20 protein-coding genes are annotated in these 21,752 nt (G+C 69.3%); 12 read left to right on the top strand and 8 right to left on the bottom strand.

Annotated features, from left to right (window positions below; translation table 11 throughout):
• Entirely contained in the window at positions 1 to 990 is a 990-nt protein-coding gene (locus tag D7V80_RS01985) for a WD40 repeat domain-containing protein (RefSeq protein WP_158616532.1), read from the bottom strand.
• 33 nt (positions 991 to 1,023) lie between these two features.
• Between D7V80_RS01985 and D7V80_RS01980 the strand changes: the two genes are divergently transcribed.
• Positions 1,024 to 1,839, top strand: a complete 816-nt coding sequence (locus D7V80_RS01980; protein WP_158616531.1) for a tetratricopeptide repeat protein — start codon at positions 1,024 to 1,026, stop codon at positions 1,837 to 1,839.
• Here the strand turns inward: D7V80_RS01980 and D7V80_RS01975 are convergent, their stop codons facing one another.
• Positions 1,840 to 3,873: an amylo-alpha-1,6-glucosidase gene (locus D7V80_RS01975; RefSeq protein WP_120586523.1), complete on the bottom strand. Its 2,034-nt coding sequence runs from the start codon at positions 3,871 to 3,873 to the stop codon at positions 1,840 to 1,842.
• A gap of 290 nt (positions 3,874 to 4,163) precedes the next feature.
• Here D7V80_RS01975 and D7V80_RS01970 point away from each other — a divergent pair, with 290 nt between their 5' ends.
• Entirely contained in the window at positions 4,164 to 5,720 is a 1,557-nt protein-coding gene (locus D7V80_RS01970) for a phosphatidylserine/phosphatidylglycerophosphate/cardiolipin synthase family protein (RefSeq protein ID WP_120586522.1), read from the top strand.
• Positions 5,721 to 5,861: 141 nt separating this feature from the next.
• On the opposite strand, the gene D7V80_RS01965 is transcribed toward D7V80_RS01970, so the two are convergent.
• Positions 5,862 to 6,053 carry a hypothetical protein gene (locus D7V80_RS01965; protein ID WP_014395799.1) on the bottom strand — a complete coding sequence of 64 codons (192 nt, stop codon included), beginning with the start codon at positions 6,051 to 6,053 and terminating at the stop codon, positions 5,862 to 5,864.
• Between the two features lie 407 nt (positions 6,054 to 6,460).
• On the opposite strand from D7V80_RS01965, the gene D7V80_RS01960 reads away from it, so the two are divergent.
• From D7V80_RS01960 to D7V80_RS01915, 10 genes are all read left to right on the top strand, one after another.
• Positions 6,461 to 7,030, top strand: a complete 570-nt coding sequence (locus tag D7V80_RS01960) for a polysaccharide biosynthesis/export family protein (protein WP_120586521.1) — start codon at positions 6,461 to 6,463, stop codon at positions 7,028 to 7,030.
• Positions 7,031 to 7,110: 80 nt separating this feature from the next.
• Positions 7,111 to 8,259, top strand: coding sequence for a hypothetical protein (locus D7V80_RS01955; protein WP_233585068.1), 1,149 nt, complete (start codon positions 7,111 to 7,113; stop codon positions 8,257 to 8,259).
• 37 nt (positions 8,260 to 8,296) lie between these two features.
• The gene (locus D7V80_RS01950; protein WP_120586545.1) at positions 8,297 to 9,706 is read left to right on the top strand and encodes a Wzz/FepE/Etk N-terminal domain-containing protein; all 1,410 of its coding nucleotides are present in this window, start codon (positions 8,297 to 8,299) and stop codon (positions 9,704 to 9,706) included.
• Positions 9,707 to 9,742: 36 nt separating this feature from the next.
• Positions 9,743 to 10,480 carry a CpsD/CapB family tyrosine-protein kinase gene (locus D7V80_RS01945; RefSeq protein WP_014395803.1) on the top strand — a complete coding sequence of 246 codons (738 nt, stop codon included), beginning with the start codon at positions 9,743 to 9,745 and terminating at the stop codon, positions 10,478 to 10,480.
• A 109-nt stretch (positions 10,481 to 10,589) separates the two neighbouring features.
• Positions 10,590 to 11,957: a polyisoprenyl-phosphate hexose-1-phosphate transferase ExoE gene (gene exoE, locus D7V80_RS01940; protein ID WP_120586519.1), complete on the top strand. Its 1,368-nt coding sequence runs from the start codon at positions 10,590 to 10,592 to the stop codon at positions 11,955 to 11,957.
• A gap of 119 nt (positions 11,958 to 12,076) precedes the next feature.
• A complete protein-coding gene (yvcK, locus tag D7V80_RS01935; RefSeq protein ID WP_370452440.1) occupies positions 12,077 to 13,150 on the top strand; it encodes a uridine diphosphate-N-acetylglucosamine-binding protein YvcK in 1,074 nt (357 codons plus the stop codon).
• 36 nt (positions 13,151 to 13,186) lie between these two features.
• Positions 13,187 to 14,305, top strand: a complete 1,119-nt coding sequence (locus D7V80_RS01930) for a GNAT family N-acetyltransferase (protein WP_120586517.1) — start codon at positions 13,187 to 13,189, stop codon at positions 14,303 to 14,305.
• Complete coding sequence (locus tag D7V80_RS01925) at positions 14,293 to 15,471, top strand: DegT/DnrJ/EryC1/StrS family aminotransferase (protein ID WP_014395807.1); 1,179 nt, start codon at positions 14,293 to 14,295, stop codon at positions 15,469 to 15,471. The genes D7V80_RS01930 and D7V80_RS01925 overlap by 13 nt, the downstream gene beginning before the upstream one ends.
• Before the next feature lie 80 nt (positions 15,472 to 15,551).
• Positions 15,552 to 16,748, top strand: coding sequence for a GNAT family N-acetyltransferase (locus D7V80_RS01920; protein ID WP_120586516.1), 1,197 nt, complete (start codon positions 15,552 to 15,554; stop codon positions 16,746 to 16,748).
• Between the two features lie 36 nt (positions 16,749 to 16,784).
• Positions 16,785 to 17,747: a D-2-hydroxyacid dehydrogenase family protein gene (locus tag D7V80_RS01915; RefSeq protein WP_120586515.1), complete on the top strand. Its 963-nt coding sequence runs from the start codon at positions 16,785 to 16,787 to the stop codon at positions 17,745 to 17,747.
• A gap of 3 nt (positions 17,748 to 17,750) precedes the next feature.
• Here the strand turns inward: D7V80_RS01915 and D7V80_RS01910 are convergent, their stop codons facing one another.
• The 5 genes from D7V80_RS01910 to D7V80_RS01890 form a co-directional block, all read right to left on the bottom strand.
• Positions 17,751 to 18,305 carry a hypothetical protein gene (locus tag D7V80_RS01910; protein WP_120586514.1) on the bottom strand — a complete coding sequence of 185 codons (555 nt, stop codon included), beginning with the start codon at positions 18,303 to 18,305 and terminating at the stop codon, positions 17,751 to 17,753.
• Positions 18,306 to 18,308: 3 nt separating this feature from the next.
• Positions 18,309 to 18,818, bottom strand: coding sequence for a hypothetical protein (locus tag D7V80_RS01905; protein ID WP_120586513.1), 510 nt, complete (start codon positions 18,816 to 18,818; stop codon positions 18,309 to 18,311).
• A 44-nt stretch (positions 18,819 to 18,862) separates the two neighbouring features.
• Complete coding sequence (locus D7V80_RS01900; protein WP_120586512.1) at positions 18,863 to 19,822, bottom strand: tetratricopeptide repeat protein; 960 nt, start codon at positions 19,820 to 19,822, stop codon at positions 18,863 to 18,865.
• 3 nt (positions 19,823 to 19,825) lie between these two features.
• Complete coding sequence (locus D7V80_RS01895) at positions 19,826 to 20,329, bottom strand: cytochrome c-type biogenesis protein (RefSeq protein WP_120578278.1); 504 nt, start codon at positions 20,327 to 20,329, stop codon at positions 19,826 to 19,828.
• A 114-nt stretch (positions 20,330 to 20,443) separates the two neighbouring features.
• Positions 20,444 to 21,679 carry a zinc ribbon domain-containing protein gene (locus D7V80_RS01890; RefSeq protein ID WP_147446958.1) on the bottom strand — a complete coding sequence of 412 codons (1,236 nt, stop codon included), beginning with the start codon at positions 21,677 to 21,679 and terminating at the stop codon, positions 20,444 to 20,446.
• Between the last annotated feature and the right edge of the window lie 73 nt (positions 21,680 to 21,752).

The following is a 21,752-nucleotide window of genomic DNA, read 5'->3' as shown; positions in this document are numbered from 1 at the left end:
TCAAGAACCGGGGTCCACAGCCCACAGACCCACGGTCCCGTCACCCTGGGCACAGGCGATGAAGCGGCCATCGGGTGAGAAGACCGCGTCGCCTGTAGTGAGCTCACTGTCGTCCGAGTGGCTGAACAGCACCTCACCGGTATCGAAGTGGTAGAGCGCGAAGCCATGGGTGTCACTGGAGGAGACCATCAACTCCCCATCCGGGCTGAAGTCGAGGTTGCTCACGTAGTGACGGTAGTCGTTGAACGTCCTCAGGACGCGACGCTCATACACATCCATCACCACGACCTCGTGGACGCCTCTCGCGACGAGCAGCGGTCGCGTGGGATGGAATGCAACGCCCGCCGCGAACTGAAACCCCAGGGGCTGAACCCAGGGATGGGAGCTCGCCTTCAGGTCCCAGAGGTAGAGCGCCGCCTGGTCATGATCGTAATACGTCACGATCACCGCCGCGAAGCGTGAGTCCTGGGAGAATGCACACGCCTTGACCTGGACGTGCCACTCAACGCCTAGCAGGTCACGAACGCGTTTCCAGCCCGCCACGTCCCAGAGGAGGGCCTCGCCACGTTCCAGGATGGCCAGCAGCATGCCGTCCCGGGACATGGCCAACCCGGTGGCGGGCGCGGAGAGGGTCTCCTCACGCCAGAGCGAACCGTCCGTCGTGGAGAAGGCCATGAGCCGGGGCCGCCAGGTGACAGCGGCCTCCGCGACGGGCGGCCCGGCGGTCACGATGTGATTCGAGCCGTGGAAGAGGGCCTCGATGGGCTCCATCTTCAGCTCCACCGAGCCGCTGGCGACGTCCGTTGCCATGTCCAGGTCCCACCACCGCAGGCGGGAGTCGGCTTTCGCGAGCAGCCGGGTGCCTGACGGGTCGAAGCAAAGCCTCTCCCAGCGGACGGAGTCGAGCTGGGAACCCAGCTGCCGCACACGCTTCAGGCCGGACGCATTCGTCGAGGTGATGACCGCACGGGTCAGGTCTGTCAGGCTCATGTCGTGTAGGCCGGAATGGAAAAGCGCGTGCGAATGAAGACTCCACCCGTCAGGTCCCTGGCGGACGTGGCCATGGGCAAGGCGTGGACGATCGAGGAGACGCGGCCTGACGACCGAAAGGCCCTCTTCGAGGCGTACCTCGCGGCGGCGCGGCTCGGGAAGATGGAGGCCATGACGAACGTGGGACTCCATTTCCTCTACGGGGATGGCGTCCGGCGTGATCCGAAGCGCTCCCGGATGTGGACGGAGAAGGCAGCCGCGCTGGGGGACGATGTCGCGGCCTTCAACCTGGGGCTTGCGTATTACTTTGGAAGAGGGGTCCGGAAGAACAAAGGGCTCGCGGAGGCATGGTATCGCCTCGCCGCCGCCCGGGGATTCGCGGTCGCCGAGGGAAACCTGGTGGATATCCTGTTCGCGAGCCCCGAAGCCCATCAGCTGAAGGAGGCGGTCCGGATCTATCGGAAGAACGCACGACAGGGAGACCCGGTTGCCGCATACAACCTGGGCCTTGCGTATGAGCAGGGAAAGGGTGTCCCCAAGAGCCTGAAGAGAGCCAACGCATATTACGAAACGTCCGCGAAGGGAGGTTACGCCGATGCCCAGCTGGCCTTGGGCTACAATTATTCCAATGGCGTGGGTCTTCCCACGGATGCCATGCGTGCCTTTGGTTGGTTTCGATTGGCGGCGAAGCAGGGGAGCGCCAAAGCATCCTTCAACCTGGGGCTGATGTTCGCGAACGGCGAGGGAGTGCCCGTGTCCAAGGCGCGAGCCCGGCGTCACTTTCATGACGCCGCGAGCCTGGGGCATAAGAGAGCCGCCAGATGGCTGCGGAAGCTCGAGAAGGCCTGATCACCCTACATTGGTCTTGCTGAACACCCGCAGGGCCTCCGCCACACTCCAGGCCTGGGCGAAGCAGCCTCGCGGGCGGTAGGGCTCCGTCGCGTCGAAGATTTCGGAGATCTGCCCGATGCCCGCGTGCGACAGGTGGTCCTCCATTCCAGACAGCAGGGCCCTCGCGGCCTTGATGTCCGGGGAGACCTTCAACGTCGCGTCCACGTAATGCCCGATGAGCCAGCCCCACACCGTGCCCTGGTGATAGGCCGCGTCGCGGGCCCGCAGGTCGCCGTCGTACTTCGGTTTGTAGTCCTTGCTGCCCGGCGCCAGGCTGCGCAGTCCTACCGGCGTCACCAGCTCGCGACGCACCACCTCCAGCACCTGCGCCCACTTGTCTCGCTTGAGCACCGGATGCTTGAGCGAGATGGCGAAGACCTGGTTCGGCCGCACGCTTGCGTCCTCGCGGCCGTTCTCTCCGTCCACCACGTCGTAGAGACACCCGCCCGCTTCGTTCCAGAAGCGCTGGTTGAAGCTGCCCTGTGCCTTCTCCGCCGCGCCCCGGTACGGGCCCGACTCCAACCCCAGCCGCTCCGCCCAGCCCGCCATCAGCCGCAGGGCGTTGAACCACAGTGCGTTGATCTCCACCGCCTTGCCCCGGCGCGGCGTCACCACCCAGCCCTCCACCTTCGCGTCCATCCAGGTGAGCTGGTAGCCCTCCTGCCCCTGCCGCAGGAGCCCGTCCGCCGGATCCACGCCGATGTGGAAGCGCGTGCCCTTCTGGTGGTGCGCCACGATGTCCTGCAGGGTTGGGAACAGGTCCCGCAGCAGCGCTTCGTCTCCTGTCTCCTCCAGGTAGCGGTCCACCGCGTGGAAGAACCAGAGCGTCGCGTCCGCCGTGTGGTAGACGCCCTCGTTCTCTCCGTCCGGGAAGTAGTTCGGAATCAGGCCGTCCCGCACGTAGTGCTCGAACGTGCGCAGGATGGCCGCCGCCTCGCGGTAGCGCCCCGTGGCCAGCGTCAGCCCGTCCAGGCTGATCATCGTGTCCCGGCCCCAGTCCGTGAACCACGGGTAGCCCGCGATGACGCTCCTTGCGTCCAAACCCATCGACCGCGCCCACGCGGCGTCCGCAGGCCTTGGCGGATCGATGATGAACTGGTCCGCCGCCAACACCAGCCGCGCCGGCACTCCCGTGCGCGCATGCTCCGGGGCGCGCTCCAACAGGCGCTCCTGTCTGCCCAGCTCCCGCTCGAATACCTCCTTGGGATTCCGCTCCAGCAGGTGCCCCGGCGCCTCCGTCGTCAGCCCGAAGTAGAGCGTGCCCCCGGGCTTCAGCGTCGCCGTGAAGTAGCCCGGCGAGTGCTGCACCTCCGTGAAGTCGTAGCCGCGCGCCTTCTCCGTCCTCAGGTGCTGGGGCCTGGAGGTCTCCGCCAGGCTCACGTACGGCGTGGGCCCGTCCGAATACAGCCGCATTCGCTGGAGCGGACCGTCCTCGCCGTTGCGCAGCTCCACCAGCGGGCCGCGCAGCGTGACGATGGCCTCTGCCACTCCCTTCAGCAGCGGCCCGTCATGCGGGCGCAGCACCGGGTATGGCCGCAGGTGCAGGGTCACCTCCGGACCGGACAGGTGCTCCCAGGCGAGGAACACCGTGTCCTCACCGTGCACCATCACGCAACGGCGCCTCAGCCGCGCGCGCCCCACCGCGTACTCCCAGACGGGAATCAGCCCCTCCAGACGGAAGTGCCGCAGGTGCCTCGCGCCGTCTTCCAAAGTGCTGCCGTCGTCGTGCTCCTCGGAGGTGAGCCGGTAGCGCTCCCCGTCCACCAGCGCCGTCTCCTCCAGCCTCGCCATCAGCACCGTGCGGCCCAGCTTCTCCAACGTGGGGATGAACAGGCCGTGATAGCGGCGCGTGTTGCATCCCACCACCGTGCCGGAGGCGTAGCCTCCGCGGCCGTTGGTCAGGAGCCACTCGTGATTCACGCCGTTGCTGAAGTCAGCGCCGTCCGGAAAGTCGAAGGACAGGCGGGGCAGGGCAGGGGCTGGTTCGTTCACGCCTTCGTCTCCTCCTCGCCCGTCTCCCTGGGCGGAGACACGCGGGAAAGGGTAGGAAGCAGGTATCCGTCGGACATCGCCCTCGCGGAGAAGTTGCTCATGCATGCCCGCGCCACACAGCGCATCCCCTGGCCCCCGGGCTCGAGGGGAGAACAGCCGGGCAGCCAGGCCCTCGACGCCAGCGCGAGCGCGCTGGAATCCCGTCACGCGGAGCCCTTGCGACCGTCCCCTGGGAACCGCACCTCACCCAGAGCCTTCGGGCGCGCCCCGATTTCCCGAGGAGACACGCCATGGCCATCGTGAAGTCATCGGGCATCAGCGGCCGGCAGCACAACCTGGCCGAACAGGTGTTCTCCCGCGCCGCGGGCGCGCCGCTCGTGATGGGCAACGACGTGCGGCTCCTGCGCGACGCACGCGAGAACTACCCCGCGTGGCTGCGCGCCATCCAGCAGGCCGAGCGCTCCATCCTCTTCGAGAACTACATCATTGAAGACGATGACGTGGGCCGCGGCTTCGCGGAGGCGCTGGCCGCCCGTGCTCGCGACGGCGTGCAGGTGCGCGTCCTCTATGACTGGCTGGGCTGCCAGGGCCCCGCGTCCCGCAGCTACTGGCGCTTCCTGCGCGAGGCGGGCGTGGAGGTGCGCTCGTTCAATCCCTTCCAGTTCGACCGGCCCCTGGCGTGGCTGGGCCGCAACCACCGCAAGACCCTCACCGTGGACGGAGAGGTGGGCTTCGTCTCCGGGCTGTGCGTGAGCCACAAGTGGGTGGGCGACGCGGAGAAGGGCGTGGCCCCGTGGCGTGACACCGGTTTGGAGATTCGCGGCCCCGCCGTGGCGGACCTGGTGCGCGCCTTCGCCCAGGGGTGGAGCACCGTGGGCCCTCCTCTGGATGAAGAGGGCTGCCTGTCCGCTCGCGCCTCCCTGCCCATGGGCGACGTGTCCCTGCGCGTGGTGGCCGGCGTGCCCTGGAGCGCGGGCCTCTTCCGTGTGGACCAGCTCATCGCGTCGCTCGCGCGCAAGCGGCTGTGGCTCACCGACGCGTACTTCGTGGGCACCGCCACCTATGTCCAGGCGCTCCGGGCCGCGTCTCGCGACGGCGTGGACGTGCGGCTGCTCGTGCCCGGCAGCAGCGACATCCCCGCGCTGCGCCCGCTCACCCAGGCTGGCTACCGCCCTCTCTTGGAGGCCGGCATCCGCGTCTATGAATGGAATGGCACCATGCTCCACGCCAAGACGGCGGTGGCGGATGGCACCTGGGCGCGCGTCGGTTCATCCAACCTCAACCCCGCGAGCTGGCTAGGCAACTCCGAGATTGACGTCGCCGTGGAGGACGCCCCCTTCGCCCGGTGCATGGAGGACATGTACCTCCAGGACCTGGAGCACGCGACGGAGGTGGTGCTCAGTGGAAGGGCGCGCCGCATGATCGCCGCGCCTGCGCTGCCTCGCCCGCAGCGGGGCGCCCATGGCGGGCGGGGCAGCATGAGCCGCGCGGCCGCGGGCGCGGTTCGCCTGGGCAACACCGTGGGCGCCGCCGTCACCAACCACCGCGAATTGGGCCGCACCGAATCCAAGGTCGTCTTCGGCGCGGGCGTGGTGCCGCTGGCCCTGGCGGGCGTGGCGCTCTACTGGCCCCATGTCGTGGCCGTGCCGGCGGCGCTCGTGGGCGCCTGGGCCGGCGTCGCCCTGTGGAGCCGGGCCCTGCGCCTGCGCCGCCAGGAGGTCCAGGGCTCCGAACAGCAGCCGCTGCCGGAGCAGGAGGTGTCGCCACGCCCCGCCATCCCGGAGCCGCGCGCGCTGCCGGAGGCGCACGCCTCCCACGCTCCGGAAGCCGAGCCCCGCCAGCCTTGAAGTGAAGGGGAGGGCAGGGCCCGGACACGACAAGGGCCCACGGGCCGGCAGCGGGAGGAAGCGCCTGGCTTCCCAACTCGCTGTTCCGGCCCGAAGGCCCTGTGCTTCCTACAGCGCTTCAGCCTTCGCTGGCGCGTGGGCTCAAGCCTGCTTCGCGACGCCCGCGGGCTCCGCCGCCTTGCCGCTCAAGAGCGAGCTACCGCCGTACAGGGCCAGGCCCACCATGCCCAGCACGCCGGCTTCGATGCTGTTGCCCAGTGAGGCGCCCATCAGCCCCACGATGCTGGTTCCAAGCATGAAGACCACCCCCACCGCCCCTGCCACCTTGCCCATCCGCTGTCCCCCTCTGAACTGAATTGGACCCCTGAACCCCTACCGCTGTCCGACGCCCAATCCCTTATCAAGACCCGTGCCAGGGCCCTGGCACGAGGAGCCCAGAGGGAGCCCGGAAGTACGTGGAAGGTACAGGGCTCACGTTGGGCAATCCTCTTCCACCCCGTGGAAGCGATCGGCAGAAAGCACAGGGGCGAACACCGGGGTGGGACCGGAATTTTTCCCGGATGCGCCGATGTGCGCCTGATGTGGCACGCCGTAACCCACTGCATTCCAAGGGTTTTCCCTCTCCCCGGCCGCTGGCACACGCGCTGCTAAGAGCCTCCGCCAGAAGCGAGCCACCCAGCCCTTCAGGGCGTGTGAACGGTGGATCGCGCGGAACATCAGTGAACGAAGGAGAGCGGAAGATGGGAATGCGGCGCACGGGGTTCTGGACGGTGATGGGGATGCTCCTCCTGTCGGGTTGTGCTCACCAGCAGACGCTGAAGGTCGACAACGCGGATCAGCCCTACCGCATCGGCCGCGAGGACGTGCTCGACGTGAGCGTGTGGCGCGATGCGGAGCTGTCGCGCACGGTGCCGGTGCGTCCCGACGGCTTCATCTCCATTCCGATGGTGGGTGAGATTGAAGCCGCGGGCAAGACGCCCACGGAGCTGGCCGAGGCGCTCAAGTCGGGCCTCCAGCCGTACGTGCAGGAGCCGCGCGTGACGGTCATCGTCCGCGAGGTCAACAGCAGCCGCGTCTTCGTGACGGGTGAAGTGGCCCACCCGGGCGCCTACCCGCTGCGCGGCCGCGTGTCGCTCCTGCAGGCCATCGCGCTGGCCGGCGGCTTCACGGACTTCGCCAACTCCGACGGCATCGTCGTCATCCGCACGGACGGCAAGGGCGGGCAGATCCCGGTGCGCTACAGCGACCTGGTCTCCCCGGACGGCGAGAGCGTCATCCTGCGGCCGGGTGACACCGTCGTCGTCCCGTGAAGCGGGACGGGCGAGCGGACAGCAAAGACAGACAACGGGAAGCAACGAACGTGGGCGTGGGTCAGGACGGGAGGGCGGCGGTGAGGGGCAACTGGAAGCGGGCAGTGATTGCAGGCTGTCTCATCGCCGCGCCGGCCGCGCAGGCGGCCACCATCCTGGAGCCGCGGCTCCGCCTCACGGCGGAGGAGCGCTTCGACAACGACATCCGTCTGGGGGGAGCCGGCACCAACGGACAGTTCATGACGAAGCTGTCTCCGCGGCTGGGACTGGACGTGAAGAACGAGCAGCTGACGCTCGAGTCCTTCTACGCCACGGACCTGCTCGCGCGGCACGGCTCCGGGAAGACGACGGTGGACCACCGCGCGGGCGTGGGCTTCCGGGACGTGCTGTCCCGGCGGCTGCGGCTGGATGCCAGCGCGCGGGTGTTCCGCGTCACCGACCCCACGTCGCTGCCGCGTGACGGCCTGGCGCGCTCCACGGCGCCCACCTTCTATGCGCAGACGAAGGTGGGGCTCACCAGCCGCGTCACGGAGCGCATGGACGTGCGCGGCAACTACATGTTCGAGGCGACGCGCATCATCGAGCCGGGACGGGTGGCGGGCTACGCGCACACCCCTTCGGTGGAGCTGTGGTACCGCACCACGCGCCGGCTGTCCCTGGGCGCCGAGTACCGCTACCAGGGCTTCCTGTACGACCAGGACTACAGCCAGGCGCACGGCGCTTCCGCGGCCCTGCGCTACCGGCTGACGCGGCCCACCACGCTCACCCTCCGGGGCGGGCCGGTGCGCTACCTGCCTTCGGACGCGACGCGCGGCGGGTGGCTGCCCCGCGTGGCGGTGGAGCTGGTGCGCGAGGGCGAGCGCAGCGACTTCGGCGCCGCCATGGGGCACGACCTGGTGGGCGCGAGCGGTTTTTCCGGCGCGGTGTGGGCGGACTACGCGTCGGTGATGGGGGCGCATCGGTTCACGCAGAAGCTGTCGGCCTTCGCGGCGGCCAGCTTCTTCCGGAACGGCAGGGCGCCCGGTGAGTTCTACACGGAGTGGCGCAACACCACGAACGTGTCGCAGGGCTATGCAGTGGGTGGAGGCGTCGAGTACCGGCTGAGCCGGAAGCTGGCGCTGCAGGGCGCGTTCGACCGCATCGCGCAGGTGGGTGCGGGGGATGTCGCTGGGGCGGGGGACCTGACACGCAACGTGTTCGCCCTCCGTCTGGTCATGACAGCTTGGTAGGCAACCTTTGAGAGCTACGAGGATGGAGGAGCGGATCATGGAGCGTGGGATGACGGCGGACCAGTTGCTTTCGGCGCTGTGGCGCCGCAAGGCCCTGGTGGGGGCGATCGCTGCAGCAATCTTCGTGTTGGGTGCGGCCATCGTGATGACCCGGCCGAGCATTTATGAAGCGTCCGTGGTGGTGCGTGTGGAGCCGCAGCGCCCTGGCGAGGAGATGGTCCAGCGCACGGTGAGCGAACTCATCGAGCAGCGGCTCGTCACCGTCCGCCAGGAGCTCCTGGCGCGGCCGGTGCTCCAGAAGGCCATCGAGGAGATGAACCTCTACCCGGAGCTCGTGTCCGATAAGGGCATCGAGGCGGCGGTGGAGCAGATGCGCAAGGACCTCACCGTGCGCGTCGAGGGTGAGACGGCCTTCGAGCTCACCTACGCGGGCCGCGACCCGCAGGTGGTGGCGCAGGTGGCCAACCGCCTGCCGGCCATCTTCTCCGAGGAGACGCTGAAGATCCGCCAGACGCAGGCGGCCCGCGCCACCGACCTCTTCACCGAGGAGATGGTCGCCATGGGCAAGGCCGTGTCCTCCTGGGAGATGAAGATCTCCAAGTTCAAGGTGGACCACCTGGGCGAGCTGCCCGAGCAGATGGAGATGAACATGCGCGGCCTGGAGCGCATCAGCGCCCAGCTGCAGACGAAGTCCGAGGAGCTGCGCAGCGCCGAGGCGCGCCGCTCCGACCTGGCCCGCGCCCGCAACGCCGCGGACAGCGAGGCCGGCCGCCTGGAGGCCACGGAGAGCGGCCTGTCCCGCACCCTCACGCAGGCCAAGACGCAGTGGACGTCCGACCATCCGGAAGTGAAGCGCATGGAGCGTGAGCTGGGTGACATCAGCGCCCAGCGCAAGGACGCCGAGGGCCGCATGTACGCCGAGCGCAACGAGCGCACCCGCGTGGCCACGCTCATCACCAACATCCAGAAGGACATCGTGGACCTCCAGAAGCAGGCCGAGGCGTACCAGGCGCGGCTGAACAACACCCCGCGCTGGGCCCAGGAGCTGGCGGTCATGAACCGGGACTACGAAATCGCCCGCACCAAGTACCAGAGCGTGGTGAGCCGCAAGGTGGAGGCGGAGATCGCCCAGGAGCTGGAGGCCAAGAGCGCCAAGAGCCTGTTCAATGTCATCTCGCCCGCCGGGGTGCCTTCCTCGCCTGCTCGCCCGGACCGCATGACGGGCCTGCTCATCGCCGCCCTGGTGGCCCTGGCGCTGGGGGTCCTCACCGGCACCGTCCTCGAGATGCGCGACGACAGCCTGCGCGATGGCACCGAGGTCCGCGAGCGCATCACGCTGCCTGTCCTGGCGGTGGTCCCGAACATGCAAGGCAAGACGGAGAAGCGGATCTTGATGCCGATGGCTGGGAGCAAGAACAGCGTCTCCTCGCCTACTTCCCTGAACTAATTGCCGACCCCATACGGAAAGGATTGGAGAACTCAGATGGATTCGACGATGGAGCGGGCCGGTAACTTCCTCCCCCGCGTGGATGACAGCGCGGCTTCCTCGAACGCAGTGGACCGCCGGGTGGTGACGCTCACGGCCCCTGCCTCCGCGGCCGCCGAGCAGTACCGCACCCTGTATTACCGCCTGGAGCGGATGCGCGAGCAGCGCCCGATGAAGGTGGTGGCGCTCACCTCCGCGATGCCCGGCGAGGGCAAGACGGTGACGAGCGTGAACCTGGCCCTGGCCGCCGCCCGGGCGAACCCGGAGCGCCGCATCCTGCTGGTGGACGCGGACCTGCGCCGGGGGCAGGTGGCCCCCACGCTGGGCATGCGCAACAAGGTGGGCCTGGCGGAGCTCCTGGCCGGTGAGTGTGACGTGCGCGACGTGGTGCGCCGCTTCAACTCCACGCGGCTGGCGGTCATCCCCGCCGGCGCCACGCCGGAGGAGAGCACCCAGGTGCTGGCCTCCGCCCGCATGAAGCAGTTCCTCAAGGCGGTGCGCGAGGGCTTCGACGAGGTGTACGTGGACCTGCCGCCGACGCTGCCGTTCGCGGACGCGGCCATCCTGGGCCACCAGATGGACGGCGTGCTGATGGTCATCCGCGCCAACGTCACCCCCTCCAAGGTGGTGAACCAGGCAGTGGAGCAGCTGGCGGGCGCGGCGCTGGTGGGCTGCGTGCTCAACGGGGCGGAAGTGAACGCGACCCCGTACCTGAAGAACTACGTGAAGAAGTAGCAGTCGGTTGTCGAGTGAAGTGATTCGTGGCCCGACCCGCTCCTCGCACCGATGAGGTGCGATGGGCGGGGGGCCTGGAGCGGCGGCGGGTTGGGGTTGGAGGAGTCACGTGCTTCGCGTTTTCCACCACTATTTTTCAGCCAAGAAACTGACGTTCTTCCTCGCCGAGTCCTCGGCGATCGCGCTGGCCTGTGTCGCGGGTGCCGCGGCCTGCGCGGCCCTCTTCGCGCCCCTGGGTTCCCAGCCCCCGTTCGCCACGATGTGGCCGACGCTGGTGGGACTGGGCCTGGCCTTCGTCGTCACCTTCCAGTTCACGCTGTACCTGTTGGACCTGTATGACCTGCGCATCGCGGCCGAGGACCGGACGCGCGGCTACCGCTTCCTCAAGGCCGCGGGCGTCACCGCGATGGTGGCGGGCGGGGTGATGCTGCTCCTGCCGCTGGCCCTGCCGGTGGTGCTGCCCCCGGGGACGCTCCTGGGCGGCGCGATGGGCGCCCTGGCCGGCACCCTGGTGGTGCGCGTCTCCATCCGGGCGCTGGTCGGCGAACCCGACGCGGTGCTCGTCGTGGGGGATGGCCTCAAGGCCCGCGCGGTGGCGAGCGCCATTGAAGACGGCGGCGAGGGCTCCTTCCGCGTGGTGGCCCTGGTGGACCCGCGTAAGGTGGAGGAACCGCTGGACGCGATGGCGGCGCGCCTCAACGCCTCCTACGTGGTGCAGGCCGCGGATGACATGCGCGGCGCCAATTGGGTGGACTCGCTCTTGCGCTGCCGGCTGGACGGGCGGCGGGTGTACGACGCGGCGGGCTTCTGCGAGCGCGTGCTGCGCCGCATCCCGGTGCAGTTCCTGCGCGCCAGCGACTTCGCCTTCGCGGATGAGATGACGGTGTCGCCCCTGCGCCGGGCCTTCAAGCGCGTGTTCGACGTGGCGGTGGCGTCGCTGCTCCTCCTGCTGGCTTCGCCCTTCCTCATCCTGGTGGCGCTGGCCATCAAGCTGGACTCCAAGGGCCCCGTCTTCTACCGGCAGGACCGCGTGGGCCTGGGCGGCCGGGCGTATCCGCTCTGGAAGTTCCGCAGCATGCGCACCGACGCGGAGAAGAACGGCGCGGTGTGGGCGCGCTCCAACGACGACCGCGTCACCCGGGTGGGCAAGTTCATCCGCAAGACGCGCATCGACGAGATTCCGCAGGTGTTCAACGTGCTGCTGGGCCACATGAGCTTCGTGGGCCCTCGTCCGGAGCGCCCGGTGTTCACCGAGCAGCTCAAGCAGCAGATTCCGTTCTACGGCGTGCGTGAAGCGGTGAAGCCGGGCATCACGGGGTGGGCGCAGATCCGCTACCCCTACGGCGCTTCGGTGGAGGACGCGCGCAACAAGCTGGAGTTCGACCTGTACTACGTGAAGAACGGGTCGCTGTTCCTGGACGTCGGCATCATCTTCCACACGGTCCGGCACGTGCTGTTGGGGCGGGGTGCCCGGTAGGAAGGTTCAGTAGCAGGCGTTGATGACCGTCCGCGGCCTCCGGTTGTCGGGGGAGGCCGGGATGCCAAGGGTGGGTAGCCATGGATTGGGATGGGCGAGGGGGTCGGAACATGGTGGGCATGGACGTGGACGCACCGTTCTCAGAGCAGTGGAGCCAGGACGACGCGCGCAACAAGCAGCAGGGCGTGGAGCGCAACGAGCTGCTGCAGGCGCCGAAGAACCGTCCCACGCGCATCGTCGCGATGGGCGGCGGTACGGGCCTGCCCATGGTGCTCAAGGGGCTGGCCCGCCGCGCGGCCCCCAAGGGCGGCCAGCCAGGCGTGGACATCACCGCGGTCGTGGCGATGAGCGACGACGGCGGCAGCTCCGGCCGCCTGCGCCGCCAGCACGGCGCGCTGCCCCCGGGCGACATCCGCAACTGCCTGGTGGCGCTCGCGGGTGGCAAGAGTGCACTGAAGGACGTGTTCCAGTACCGCTTCGGCGGCGCGAAGGGCCTCGCCGGCCACGCGGTGGGCAACCTGCTCATCGCCGCGCTCGCGGAGCTGAAGGGCGACTTCCTGGAGGCGGTGCGGCTGTCCGGGGAGCTGTTGGGCGCGCAGGGCCTGGTGCTGCCCAGCACGCTCGCGTCGGTGCAGCTGGTGGCCCAGATGCATGACGACACGGAGGTCGTGGGCGAGCGCAACATCTGCCGCGCCCAGGGCCGGGTGCGCCGCGTGTCGCTCAGCCCCCGCTCTCCGCCGCCGGTGGACGGCCTGCTGGAGGCCATCTATTCGGCGGACCTCATCGCCATCGGGCCGGGCTCGCTGTACTCGAGCGTGCTGCCCAACCTGCTGGTGGACGGCGTGGCCCAGGCGCTGAAGGAGACGCGCGCGCTGAAGGTCATGGTGGCCAACCTGATGACCCAGCCGGGCGAGACGGACGGCATGAACTGCCTGGACCACGTGCAGGCCGTCATCGACCACGTGGGGCCGGTGCTGGACGCGGTGCTCGTCAACGGCCGTGCGCCTTCGGAGGAGTCCATCCAGCGCTATGCGCGCAAGGGCTCCTACATGGTCACGGCGGAGACGCGGGAGCTCCTGTCCTCCGGCGTGATTCCGGTGCAGGCGGACCTTCTCAAGGAAGGTTCCAAGATCCGACACGACAGCCGCAAGGTCGCTGCCTGCCTGCTGAAGATGGCGCGCAGCGGGTTGTAGGCCGCGCTGCCCATCACCACCTTGGGGCCCGCTCACATGGAAGCCATTCAACTTTCGGCCGCCTCCCAGGTCGTGGAAGTCAACGACCGGGCGGCCTTCATGTCCCTGGAAGCCGAGTGGAACCAGCTCGTGGAGGCGACCTCCCACGAGCTGTTCTACCGGCATGAGTTCCTGCGGCTGTGGCTGGACAACTTCGCCGCCGGGGCGCGCATGCGCGTGCTGCTCCTGCGCGGCGAGGATGGAACGCTCACCGCCGCGCTGCCGCTGGTGGAGGAGCGCACGTCGATGTACGGCGTGCCCGTGCGCCAGCTCACCTCCGCGGCCAACGCGCACTCCTGCCGCTTCGACATGCTGGCGCGGGAGCCGGATGCCGCGGCCCAAGCCTTCCTCGCGCACCTGCGCGCGACGGGCGGCTGGGACGTGCTGCGGCTGACGGACGTGCCGGACGGCGGCGTGGGCTTCCGCCTGCTGGAGGCCGCGAAGCAGGGCGGTCTGCCGGTGGGCGAGTGGGAGTCATTGCAGTCTCCCTACGTGCCGCTGCCCGCGAAGAAGGACGCGTACTTCGCGAAGCTGCCGTCCAAGTTCAAGGCCAACTGCCGCCGCCGGCGCCGCAAGCTGGAGGAGAAGGGGAAGGTCACCTTCGAGCGCGTCTCCGGCGGGCTGGACCTGGAGGGCACGCTGGAGGAGGGGCTGCTCCTGGAGCAGAGCGGCTGGAAGGGCGCGAATGGCACGGCCATGGCGCAGGACGCGAAGACGCGCGGCTTCTACACGGAGCTGGCGCGGGACGCGGCCTACCGCAACCGGCTGGCGCTGTACTTCCTGCGCGTGGACGGGCGCGCGGTGGCGTTCCAGTACGGCCTGGAGTTTGGCGGGCGCTACTTCCTGCTGAAGCCCGGCTACGACGAGTCCCTGAAGGAATGCAGCCCGGGGCAGCTCCTGATGGAGGAGGTGCTGGGGGACTGCCTGGACCGGGGGCTCACCGAGTTCGATTTCCTGGGGCCAGACATGGTGTGGAAGCGCGACTGGACGGATCAGGTCCGCCGGCACACCTGGCTCTACGTGTTCAACGACACCGCCTTCGGCCGGGCCCTGTGCGCGGCGAAGTTCCGGTGGGTACCGGCGGCGAAAGAGGTGGTGGCGCGATGGAAGAAGTGAAGACGACCGACAAGATGTTCGTGCCGTCCCTGCCCACGCTGTGGCCGGGCATGCTGATGGCCCCGCCGCGTCCGGGGGCGCTGCCGCCGTTCTCGTCTCCCAACGCGCGGTACTTCTACTTCGCGCGCAACGCCGTCTGGCTGACCATCAAGATGCTGCGCCTGGACGGCGGCGAGGTGCTGATGCCCGCCTACCACCACGGCGTGGAGGTGGAGGCGGTGGTGGACGCGGGCGCCATTCCGCGCTTCTACCGCGTGGGCAGCCGCTGGGACGTGGACGTGGCGGACGTGGCGAAGCGCATTACGCCGAAGACGCGCGCGCTCTACCTCATCCACTACGCGGGCTTCCCGGGGCCGGTGGACGCCATGCGCAAGCTGGCGGACGAGCACGGCATCCCGTTGATTGAAGACTGTGCGCTGTCGCTCCTGTCGTCGGACGGCGCGACGCCGCTGGGCACCACGGGTGACGTGGGCATCTTCTGCCTCTACAAGACCCTTCCGGTACCCAATGGGGGTGCATTGGTCGTCAACGGCAAGCGTTCGTACAGCCTGCCGGAGCCGCCGGCGCCGCCGCTGGCGTCCACCTTCAGCCACACCGTGTCCGCGCTGCTGCAGAACCTGGAGCTGCGCGGCGGGGCGGTGGGCCGGGGGCTGCGCGGCCTGGTGCGCTCGGTGGGGCACGGCACGGTGAAGGCCGCGAGCATCGAGCGGGTGGCCACGGGCACGCAGCACTTCGACCGGCGGCACGTGGACCTGGGCATGAGCCCGCTGACGAAGCGGATCGCCCTGGCGCAGGACCTGGAGTCCATCGTCGAGGCGCGCCGCCGCAACTACTTCCTCCTGCTGGGCCGGCTGCGCGACGTGTCTCCGCCGCTCTTCAACCAGCTTCCCCCGGGCGTCAGCCCCCTGTTCTACCCGATGGTGGTGCAGGACAAGGAGCTGCTGCTGGCGAAGCTGCGGGAGAAGGGCATCGACGCCATCGACTTCTGGAAGCGCTTCCATCCCGCGTGCGACCCGTCAGAGTTCCCGGAGGTCGCGCAGCTGCGGCGGACCATCCTGGAGATTCCGTGCCACCAGGACCTGTCGCCGGAGGTCATGGGGCAGGTGGCGGACGTGGTCCGGGAGGCGCTGAAGTCCGAGCGCCGGCCGAGCAAGCGCGCGTCGTGAGGGAACAGGGGGTGGCTCCCGGGTTGCAATGGCACTCGGGGGCCGGGGCAGTGCTTCGGGAAAGGCATCAGGGTGACGCGGTGATCCGCGAAGACGAGTTGACGTCAGGGCCGAGGTTGACGCCGCGGCTGGACGTGGCGGCGGTGGGCAGTGCTTCGCAGCTGGCGGGGATGCGGGCGGAGTGGAACTCGCTGCTGGATGCGAGCACGGCCGGTCCGTTCAACGCGTGGGAGTGGCTGTATCCGTGGTGCCGGCGCATCGCGCCCGACGTGCGGCCGCTGGTGCTGACGGCGCGCGACAGGCTGGGCACGCTGGTGGGCCTGTTGCCGCTGGGCCTGGAGCACCGCTGGGTGAACGGCGTGCCGGTGCGGCGCCTGGGCTTCCTGGGTGAGACGCACGTGGGCAGCGACTACCTGGACGTGGTGGCGCGCAAGGGCCGCGAGGCGGAGGTGTCCCGGGCGTTCTTCAACGTGCTCCAGGGGCTGCGCGACGAGTGGGACGTGCTGGATTTGACGGACCTGCGCGAGGGGTCGACGACGCTCGGCGTGGCGCGGGAGGTGTTCGGCGACGTGCGCGTGACGGAGCGCTACGTGTGCCCGTACGAGACGCTGGTGCCGGGCGAGCCGTTCGACGCGTTCCTCAAGCGCACGGGCCGCCGGGACAACTACCTGCGCCGGCGCAAGTGGCTGGAGAAGCAGGACGGCTATCGCATCGAGCGGACGGACGCGCCGGGTCAGCTGGCCGGGCCGATGACGGACTTCTTCCGGCTGCACGCGCTGCGCTGGTCCTCGGATGGCGGTTCGCAGGGCATCAAGGGCGCGGGGGTGGAGGCGTTCCACCGCGACGCGACGCAGTGGCTGGCCGAGCGCGGCCGGCTGCGGATGTACACGATGAAGGTGGGCGGCCAGGCGGTGGCGTCCGTGTACGGCATCCTGCATGGCCAGACGTTCGTGTACTTCCAGTCCGGCTATGACCCGGCGTGGCGCAACCGCAGCGTGGGCCTGGTGCTGGTGGGCGAGACGTTCAAGGACGCCATCGAGATGGGCCTGACGGAGTACGACTTCCTGCGAGGCACGGAGACGTACAAGTCCGACTGGGTGACGAAGCAGCGCCAGACGGTGTCCCTGCGCGCGCACGGCGCGGGCTTCGCGGGCACGTGGTTCACGCGCTCCGAGGAGTGGGCCCGCCAGACGCGCAACGCGGTGAAGGGCGTGCTGTCGGATGAGCTGGTGGAGAAGGTGCGCCGGTTCCGGCGGCGGAAGGCCGCGGTGAATTGACGTTCCGGGGCGGCGCGGCGGATCCTGGCGGGTGCCATGGAGAAGCTGCGCTGCGCCGTCCTGGATGACTATCAGGGTGTTTCCACGAGGCTCGCGGACTGGTCGTCCGTGAGCGGACAGGTCGAGGTGACGGTGTTCCGCGAGCACTTCTCCGGTGAGGAGGAGCTGGTCGCGGCGCTGTCGCCGTTCGACCTGCTCGTCGTCATGCGGGAGCGCACGCCGTTTCCGAATGCGCTGCTCGAGCGGCTGCCACGGCTGCGGCTGCTGGTGACGACGGGGATGCGGAATGCGTCCATCGACGTGGCCGCGGCCACCGCGCGCGGCGTGACGGTGTGCGGGACGGCGAGCGCGACCGAGCCTCCGGTGGAGCTGACGTGGGCGTTGATCCTGGCGCTCGCGAGGAACGTGGTGGGGGAGAGCACCGCGTTCCGGCAGGGCGGCCCGTGGCAGCACTCCGTGGGCGTGGACCTGCACGGGAAGCGGCTGGGGCTCCTGGGGCTGGGGAAGATTGGGAGCCGGGTGGCCCGCGTGGGGGCGGCGTTCGGGATGGATGTGGTCGCGTGGAGCCCGAACCTCACGGACGCGAAGGCCGCGGAGGTGGGCGTGACGCGGGCCGCGTCGAAGGAGGCGCTCCTGGAGACGAGCGACTTCGTGTCCATCCATCTGGTGTTGGGGGAGCGCTCGCGCGGGCTGGTGGGACGTGCGGAGCTCGCGCGGATGCGGCGCTCTGCGTACCTCATCAACACGTCACGCGCGGCCATCGTGGATCAGGCGGCGCTGGTGGAAGCGTTGCAGCAGGGTGTCATCGCGGGCGCGGCGGTGGATGTCTTTGAAACGGAGCCGGTGCCCGCGGACGACGTGCTGCGGAGACTGCCGAACCTGCTGGCCACGCCGCACCTGGGCTATGTGTCCCAGGGGAACTACGCGACGTACTTCCGTGAGGCCGTGGAGGACATCCGCGCGTTCCTGGATGGTGCGCCCATCCGCAAGCTGGGGTGAGGCTCAGGGGAAATTCTCTGGCCTGCTGGTGAAGAGCGCGTGGAAGAGCGTCGTCTTCGGGGGGGACTTCCAGCCCACGAAGACAGGAGCTGGATGGTTGGCGATGTCAGGGGGCAGCCGGCTCAGTCCCATCGTGGACTCCATGAGTCTCGCCATCGTGACCGCGGGCTCTACCGCGGGAGGCTCCAGATCAAGCTGCCGCAAGACCTGGCGCTCGCCAAATTCAATCAGGGCCCGGTACACGGTGTAGACCGGCGCGATGATGCTGGCGCAGCCGACATAGACCCAGTGCGAACCGGGCTGCTCACGACCACGCCTTGGGTAGATGACGCACCAAAAGCATGCGTTCGAAATCGCGGTGATGTTGCCGACGCCCTTCTCTGGGAACGCCTTTCTGAGTTGTTCGATCAGGACGTCCCAAGGGCCCGGTTCTGCCAACTTCGTCTGCCAGAGCGCATGGAGCAGATGTGCTTCGGGGCTGGGTTCCTGATTGGGATCTTCCTGCGAGGGCCAGTAGGTCCGCGCGATCTCCAACAGCTCCTCAGTGGATGGAACCATGGGCTACATGCCTCCGCGAGTGGCCGGCCTTGTAGGTGTCACCATCACGGGCTTGATGCCCTTGGTGCAGACCTTCGTGACTTGCGCACCCACGATGGCTGCGCTGAGGGTCAGGTCATAGAAGGTCTTGAACTCTTCGCAGGCCATCCCGATGGGTGTGGCGGGCGTTGCCGTGGACAGGGTTGTCTTCGCGGCTTGATTGGCACAGCTCGCGGAAAGGCTCTGTGCCTGTTCGGTGGAGATGAACCCCATCGCTCTGGTGGCGATGGGCATCTCCACGCCGAACCTGCAATAGACCAGCTCTCCCGTATCGCGGGCGATGCCGACATGGAGGCACGCTGCACGCCAACCGCCCGCGTTCTTACCGTTCCACTTCACCACGTCATGAAAGACGAAGTGACGGGGGCGCAGGGCGCCCTCCACGTACGTCGCGGAACCGCCTGTCGTGCAGGCGGATGACAACGCGACGATGCACAGCGTGCCCGCAGCCTTCCAGACGCCGGATGCACCCATGGCCCACCTCCAGGGGTGACACACTCACGGCGCTCAGCCTACGCCTACTGCTGGCCGACCTCCCCGCGCAGCTGGGCGATGGCAGGAGCCAGCTGCGGCGGCTGCATGTTCTTGGGCACTTCCACCGTGAAGCGTTCGAAATGCTCCAGCGCCCCAGCCTTGTCGCCCCGGCGCAGCGACAGGCTGCCCAGGAAGATGAGCGCCTCCTGCGCGTCCGGCCACGTGTCCACCAGCTCCGTCAGCTCGGCTTCCGCGCCCTGCAGGTCACCCTGCGACGCCGCGCGCAGCACGCCCCGGTGCACCCGCAGCTCCACGTTGAACGGATCCACCGCCAGGCCCTTCAGCGTCACCTTCAGCGCTTCGTCGAACTGCTGCTGACGGATGAGCTCGTGGCTCAGCATCGACGCGGCCTCCACGTCGCCCGGGTTCGACGCCAGCCGCTGACGCGCCTGCTCCAGCTCGTCGTTCACCTCGGGCATCTGCTGCATCTGCTGCTGGGCCATGCCCGGCGGCGTCGCGCCCGTGCCCATCTGGCCTTCCTCGCGCGGCTTCTGCTCGGACACGAGCAGGTAGCCCAGGCCTCCGAAGAAGACCACCACTCCCGCACCCCACATCGCGCCCACCATCTGCGGGTTGCGCGCCGCCCAGCCCGTGGGTGCCGGCACGTTACGCGCGGGCGCCTTCACCCCCGCCGCCTGCCGCTTCTGGTGCTCGTCCTTCGCGCGCAGCGCCGCGGCCGCTTCCTTCTCCAGCCGCGCCTTCTCCGCCGTGTAGTGCTCCGCGGTGAAGTGGTGCTTCTCCGCCTCCAGCGTGCGCAGCTGCTCGATGAGCGACTGCGCCCGCTGCGCCAGGTCGTCCGCCGTGCCGTCCGCCTTCGCAGCGGTGTCCTGCGGCAGCGCGCTCCCCGTCTTCATCTTCATGTAGAGGAGCCACGCGGCCGCCAGCACGAAGGCGACCGAGAGGACGATGATTCCGGGCAACCAGTTGGTGGGCTCGGGCTGCATGGCTTAGCGCTCCAGCTCCCGGCGCACGGCCTGGAGGTAGGGGTCCGCTTCGTCCGTGGACGGCGCGGGGGTGGAAGGGGAGGGGACCGGCGCGGCTTCCGCGGGCGCGGCGCCCTCGGGCAATGGTTGACGCTGCTTCAGGATGACGAAGAGGCCGCCCAGCACCAGCGCCACGGGCCCCAGCCACACGAACCAGTTGAAGCCCTCCGCGCGCGGCTCCAGCAACACCCACTCGCCGTAGCGCGCCACGAAGTAGTCGACGATTTCGGTGTCCGTCTTTCCGTCGGAGACCAGCTCGCGCACCTTGTCCAGCTGCGCGCGCGCCATGGACGACGGGCTGTCCGCCACCGACAGGCCCTGGCACACCGCGCAGCGCAGCTTCTTCGCCAGCTGCTGCACCCGCGCCTCCTGGGCCGGCGCGAGCGGTTCACTCGCGGCCTGCTGCGGCGCGAACTGCCCCGTGGCAAGGCTCAGGGCGAGGGTCAACGAGACGAGGACGGCATTCATCGGGGGCTCCAGCGGGGGCCGTCCCTAACTACCGCCCCCTGACGGGTATTGCACACGGAATCCTGGGCCGCACGCCCGCCGCCCGGGCAGCCCTTCCGACTGAAAGCCGGCAGCCTAGCCCCGGTAGCCCGAGTCGGGCTCGGTCTCCAGGTCCTGGTCCGGGTCGTACGGGTCGTCCTCCGGCGGCAGGAACTCGGCCGGCTCGTCGCGGCCCAGCGCCTGGCGCACGGCATGAAAGCCCACCGCCCCCAGGCCCAGGAGGAACGCGATGGGGCCCACCGCGAGCTTCACCCCCGCGAGCGCCCAGAGCAGGCTCACGCTCACCGCGCCCACCGGCGCCCACTTGAGGAAGGCCGGGCGCTCCACGTCCGGCCGGAGCGCCGCGAGCACCAGCACCGACAGCAACACCAGCAGCGGCAGCTCCGACACCGGCAGGTCCCAGCCCGAGCGCGACGCGATGCCGCCTCCCGCGCTGTAGAGCGAGTCGTCCGAGGGCCGCGTCGTGGGAATCACGCGCAGCTCGGGCGGCACGCCGCGCACGCTGCCCGGCACCGGCGCGTTGTCCGGCAGGGGCGAGCCGTCCGCCATCACCTTGCCCCACGGCAGGAAGAGCGCCACCACGCACACCGCCACGCCCGCCAGCGCCAGCACCCGGGGGAAGCCCAGCAGCGAGCGCAGGTCGAAGTCGCGCGCCACGCCGTCCGGCTCCGCGATGACCAGCTTGTACTGCTCCACGGCGATGAGCGCCGTCCCCGCCGCCCAGATGGGGAAGAGCAGGTTGAACCCGGACAAGAGCCGCACCGACAGCGCCACCAGCAGCAGCGTGAACGCGGCGGGGATCTCCGGCCGCATCAACACCAGCGGCACGGAGTCCACCCAGCCGGGCGCGTTGCCGTCGCGGCGCAGCTCCCGCGCGACGAGCGACACGCTGCCCACCAGCGTCAGCAAGGTCCCCAGCACGCCCACGCTGGGGAAGAACGGCAGGATGGACAGCACCAGCGAGAACGCCACCAGCCCCACGCCCAGCACGCTCTGCGAGTGGCCGGGCACGTCCTTCAGCCAGCGGGGGCCCGTGTACGGATCCTCGTCTTCGTAGGCCTCGTCCTGCGCAGGCCGCGCCTTGGAGCCGCGCGGGGGCGGAGCGCCGCTGCTCTGTCGCCGGGCTTCCTCCTCCTCGTCCAGGATCTCCGCCGCATAGGCCGGCTCGGTCATGGGACGGCTGGGGCGGTTGCTCCTGGCGCTGCTGGCTCGGGGCGGGGGCGCGGGACGCGCGGGCATCTTCGCGCCGCAGTTCTCGCAGTACATCAGGCGGACGTCCGCCGCGCTTTCACCGCACTCGGGGCACTGCATGGGGAGCCCACCTCGCTGGAGCAGGGGCCGGGGGCAGCCCTCGCGAACAACGCCGACAGCAGGGACTTACTAC

The sequence above is a fragment of the Corallococcus sp. CA054B genome (assembly GCF_003611625.1).
In the GTDB taxonomy this organism is placed as follows: Bacteria; Myxococcota; Myxococcia; order Myxococcales; family Myxococcaceae; genus Corallococcus; species Corallococcus coralloides.
This window is presented reverse-complemented; position numbering and strand designations above follow the sequence as displayed.

What these genes read in the sequence shown, in the direction of transcription:
- D7V80_RS01970 (WP_120586522.1), top strand. Translation starts at nt 4,164, where the DNA reads ATGGCCATCGTGAAGTCATCGGGCATCAGCGGCCGGCAGCACAACCTG.
- D7V80_RS01965 (WP_014395799.1), bottom strand. Translation starts at nt 6,053, where the DNA reads ATGGGCAAGGTGGCAGGGGCGGTGGGGGTGGTCTTCATGCTTGGAACC.
- D7V80_RS01905 (WP_120586513.1), bottom strand. Translation starts at nt 18,818, where the DNA reads ATGGGTGCATCCGGCGTCTGGAAGGCTGCGGGCACGCTGTGCATCGTC.
- D7V80_RS01910 (WP_120586514.1), bottom strand. Translation starts at nt 18,305, where the DNA reads ATGGTTCCATCCACTGAGGAGCTGTTGGAGATCGCGCGGACCTACTGG.
- yvcK (WP_370452440.1), top strand. Translation starts at nt 12,077, where the DNA reads ATGGACGTGGACGCACCGTTCTCAGAGCAGTGGAGCCAGGACGACGCG.
- D7V80_RS01945 (WP_014395803.1), top strand. Translation starts at nt 9,743, where the DNA reads ATGGATTCGACGATGGAGCGGGCCGGTAACTTCCTCCCCCGCGTGGAT.
- D7V80_RS01985 (WP_158616532.1), bottom strand. Translation starts at nt 990, where the DNA reads ATGAGCCTGACAGACCTGACCCGTGCGGTCATCACCTCGACGAATGCG.
- D7V80_RS01980 (WP_158616531.1), top strand. Translation starts at nt 1,024, where the DNA reads ATGAAGACTCCACCCGTCAGGTCCCTGGCGGACGTGGCCATGGGCAAG.
- D7V80_RS01915 (WP_120586515.1), top strand. Translation starts at nt 16,785, where the DNA reads ATGGAGAAGCTGCGCTGCGCCGTCCTGGATGACTATCAGGGTGTTTCC.
- D7V80_RS01950 (WP_120586545.1), top strand. Translation starts at nt 8,297, where the DNA reads ATGGAGCGTGGGATGACGGCGGACCAGTTGCTTTCGGCGCTGTGGCGC.
- D7V80_RS01925 (WP_014395807.1), top strand. Translation starts at nt 14,293, where the DNA reads ATGGAAGAAGTGAAGACGACCGACAAGATGTTCGTGCCGTCCCTGCCC.
- D7V80_RS01890 (WP_147446958.1), bottom strand. Translation starts at nt 21,679, where the DNA reads ATGCAGTGCCCCGAGTGCGGTGAAAGCGCGGCGGACGTCCGCCTGATG.
- D7V80_RS01900 (WP_120586512.1), bottom strand. Translation starts at nt 19,822, where the DNA reads ATGCAGCCCGAGCCCACCAACTGGTTGCCCGGAATCATCGTCCTCTCG.
- D7V80_RS01960 (WP_120586521.1), top strand. Translation starts at nt 6,461, where the DNA reads ATGGGAATGCGGCGCACGGGGTTCTGGACGGTGATGGGGATGCTCCTC.
- D7V80_RS01895 (WP_120578278.1), bottom strand. Translation starts at nt 20,329, where the DNA reads ATGAATGCCGTCCTCGTCTCGTTGACCCTCGCCCTGAGCCTTGCCACG.
- D7V80_RS01930 (WP_120586517.1), top strand. Translation starts at nt 13,187, where the DNA reads ATGGAAGCCATTCAACTTTCGGCCGCCTCCCAGGTCGTGGAAGTCAAC.